The sequence below is a fragment of the Streptomyces sp. B1866 genome (assembly GCF_031932565.1).
Classification (GTDB): Bacteria; Actinomycetota; Actinomycetes; order Streptomycetales; family Streptomycetaceae; genus Streptomyces.
Window position 1 is genome coordinate 5,418 of the sequence record NZ_JAVSCF010000070.1, and the last position, 3,027, is coordinate 8,444.

The 3,027-nt window shown below is 75.4% G+C and carries 3 protein-coding genes and 1 pseudogene; 1 reads left to right on the forward strand and 3 read right to left on the reverse strand.

Annotation, left to right across the window (positions count from 1 at the left end; translation table 11 throughout):
* The 3 genes and pseudogenes from RKE29_RS12420 to RKE29_RS12430 form a co-directional block, all read right to left on the reverse strand.
* Positions 1-325 (reverse strand): annotated as a pseudogene (locus RKE29_RS12420) (hypothetical protein); the annotation flags it as partial.
* Positions 325-996 carry an RNA polymerase sigma factor gene (locus RKE29_RS12425; RefSeq protein WP_312005249.1) on the reverse strand — a complete coding sequence of 224 codons (672 nt, stop codon included), beginning with the start codon at positions 994-996 and terminating at the stop codon, positions 325-327. The pseudogene RKE29_RS12420 and the gene RKE29_RS12425, both read right to left, overlap by 1 nt.
* Before the next feature lie 59 nt (positions 997-1,055).
* Positions 1,056-2,114, reverse strand: coding sequence for a DUF4328 domain-containing protein (locus RKE29_RS12430; protein WP_312005250.1), 1,059 nt, complete (start codon positions 2,112-2,114; stop codon positions 1,056-1,058).
* A gap of 682 nt (positions 2,115-2,796) precedes the next feature.
* Between RKE29_RS12430 and RKE29_RS12435 the strand changes: the two genes are divergently transcribed.
* Positions 2,797-3,027, forward strand: a 231-nt coding sequence (locus RKE29_RS12435) for a 2-oxo-4-hydroxy-4-carboxy-5-ureidoimidazoline decarboxylase (RefSeq protein ID WP_369016036.1), incomplete at its 3' end; no start/stop codon positions are given.

A 3,027-nucleotide genomic window follows, 5' to 3' on the forward strand; every position in this document is an offset into this window, starting at 1 on the left:
CCGCGCGCACGGGCCACGCGACGCGCAGGCCCCGGCCGGTGCGCAGTGCCGGTGCCGCGGCGCCGTGCCCGGCTCCGGCGCGGGCCGCCCGGAAGGCGGCCACGGCCTGCTCCTCGCCCGGCAGCGCACGCGCTCCGGCCGGTTCGCACGGAGTCCGGCCTACCGCCTCGGCGAACGCACCGAGCCCAGCGGCCAACCGCTCTTCCCGCGCTCGCGACCAGGCGCACCGGACGCCCTCGGCGCCGCGCGCCTCGACCGGTTCACCGCGCAGCAGCCGCTCCACGGCATCGTCGTCGAGCCAGCCATCGCGGTGGTCATCCGCCATCACAGTTCCTTCTGCGCCGGCGCCGCGCAATCCGTCACACCCGGGGAGGGCGACGTGGCCGGGCCGCGGCGGGCCTCGCGCTGCGCGGGGACGCCGTCGAGAACCGACAGGTCGTACTCGGCGCCCGGTCCGAGCAGGTCGGCGAGGCGCCGCAGGCCGCGGTGGGCGGCGGTGCGCACGGCGCCGGGGCGCTTGCGCAGCACCGCGGCGGCGGACTTCGCGTCGAGCCCGAGCACCACCCGCAGCACCACGGCCTCGGCCTGGTCCTGCGGCAGCTGGGAGATCAGCCGCATGGCGCGGCTGGTGGCCAGCGCCTCCATGGCCTCGCTCGCGGTGTCCGCGTCGGACGCGCGGGTCTCCAGCTCGGTCTCGTCACCACCGGCGGCCGGGCGCCGGCCGCGCATGCGGATGTGGTCGAGCGCGCGGTTGCGGGCGATCCGCGCGGCCCAGCCGCGGAAGCGGTCGGCGTCGCCGCTGAAGCGGCCCAGGTCGCGGGCGATCTGGAGCCACGCCTCGGAGGCGATGTCCTCGGCGTCGCCCTCTCCCACCAGCGTGCGCACGTAGCCCAGCAGGCGCGGGTGCACCGACCGGTAGACGGTGCGGAAGGCGCACTCGTCCCCGTCCTGCGCCGCGCGCACCGCAGCGGTCAGCTCCGCGTCGTCCCCCTGCACGCTTCCCCCCACTCCTACGTACAGTCTCAGGTCAGCGATGGCGTGCCGTGGCCGACCGGTCAGCCCTGGCCGTAGGGCGAGTACGGCTGGCCGGGCGGCGGGCTGCCGTACGGGCCGGGCTGGCCGCCGTAGGGAGCCTGCTGGCCGGGGACGCCGGCGGCGCCCGTGGGGTCGTACGGCGGGGCGGCGGGCGCGGGGTAGCCGGGCTGCACGGGGTAGCCGGGCGGCGCGGCGTAGCCCGGGCCGTACCCGGCCGGGCCGGGCTGCGGCGGGAGCGCGGCGCGCTGCTCCTGCATGGTGGTGATCTGACGGACGAGCAGCAGGGCCAGGATGGTGGCGGCCGCGAAGAGGAGAATCGCGACCACGTTGAACGCCAGCATGTCGTTCAGCGACTCCCAGTCGTCGTGCAGCTCCTGGAGGGTCGTGCCGGCGTCCGGGTCGGTGACCTCGCCGCGCTTGGACGCGAAGGCGCTGAAGCCTCCGCTCAGGCAGTTGGCGCCGATGAGCCAGAGCACCCACCAGCCGTTGAGCACGCCGCGGCGGACGGCGTACGGGCCCTGCGGGGAGCTGGCGCGCCAGATGTCGTTGGCGATCTGCTTGGGGAACCACAGGTTGACCACGGGCGTGAACCAGGAGCCGGCGGCCCAGCCGGGACCGAACCGGTGCTGGCCGGGAGCGAACACCTCCGCGTTCAGCCGCAGCCGCCGGAACCAGATCGCCCACAGGATCCCGCTGACCGCCAGGACCACATAGACGAAGATCATGGAGAACCGGTAGAAGTCGTCGGCGTCCTCCAGGTCGTCGCGGCTGACGAGCTTGCCGTCGAGCATGTCGCTCGTCGTCGAGTACAGGCCGATATCGGCCACGAACGCCAGCACGAGCAGGGCCAGCAGCAGGCCGAGGACCACCTGGAGGCTGGTCGCCAGGCCGCGCCGCAGGTCCACGCCTCCGGTCGGCAGGCCGGGCACGGGCGCCGGAGCGCCGGGGGCCGGGTAGCCGTAGCCGGCCGGCGCCGCGGGCTGCTGGGCCTGCTGGAGCGTCTGCTGATAGGTCCCGCAGGCGGCGCAGCGGCCGTCTGGGCCGACAGCGGCGGCACGGCAGTTCCCACACGGATACATGTCGAGTCCCCCTGGGGGCGCGGCCTCGGTCGGAGGCGACGCACGATCAACAACAGGCCGCGCCGCAACGCGGATCTGTGACGTTACGGGTATTCACCCAGTCGCGTCCAGTGGCCTCCCGACCGCCGGCGGCCGGGGCCGGGCCGCGGGCCCTTTTCCGGGGGGTGTGACGCAATCCGGGCGGGTGGCGCTGTAGGAGGTACGAACCCTGTGAAGGGTCCGTCTCAGACGACGGCCGGGGCCTCTCCTGTGGGGGGTGGCGGCCCCGGCCGTCCCCTTTCTTTGATGCCTCTCACCTGCACTGATGCGCTCGGCGGCGGTCTGCCGCGGGCCGTGGGAGAGCGCCGGTCCGCGTCGTTCGGAGACCGGCCGGGGACCGTCGGACTCCCCCGTTCGGGTGGCTTTCCGCGACGGCCGGGCGCCCATGGACATGATGTGATTACGGTTGCGTCTCAACCGGATCTCGCACCGTGGAAGGCGGCGATTTCCCGCCGCACCGGCAGGCTCTTCCCGCCACCCGGCCATGTCCATGGCGGGCCGTCAGACCGGTCCGGCGGGCCGATCTCGCCAAGATCACCGAGGCGCCGCGGGCCCCGGCCGCCGACCCGTCCGCCCGTTCTCCCACCCCTCGTCTCCCGTGCCTCTCGACTTTCTCCCGACTCCCTCTGCCCCCTCGTCTCCCGTGGCCCTCTCTCCTTACTCGTCCTCCGCCGCGCCCGGCGCGCCCGCCGCGCCCGCTTCCGCCGCGCCCGGTCTCGCGCGGCTGAACGCCGCGTCCGCCGACGCCGCCGAGGCGGCGCTGCTCGGCTGCTGCGCGAGCCGCCGCTGGGCCCGGCAGGTGGCCGCCCGCCGCCCGTATCCGACCGTGGCGGCGCTGCTCGCGGCGGGTGACGCGGCGAGCCGGGGGCTGACC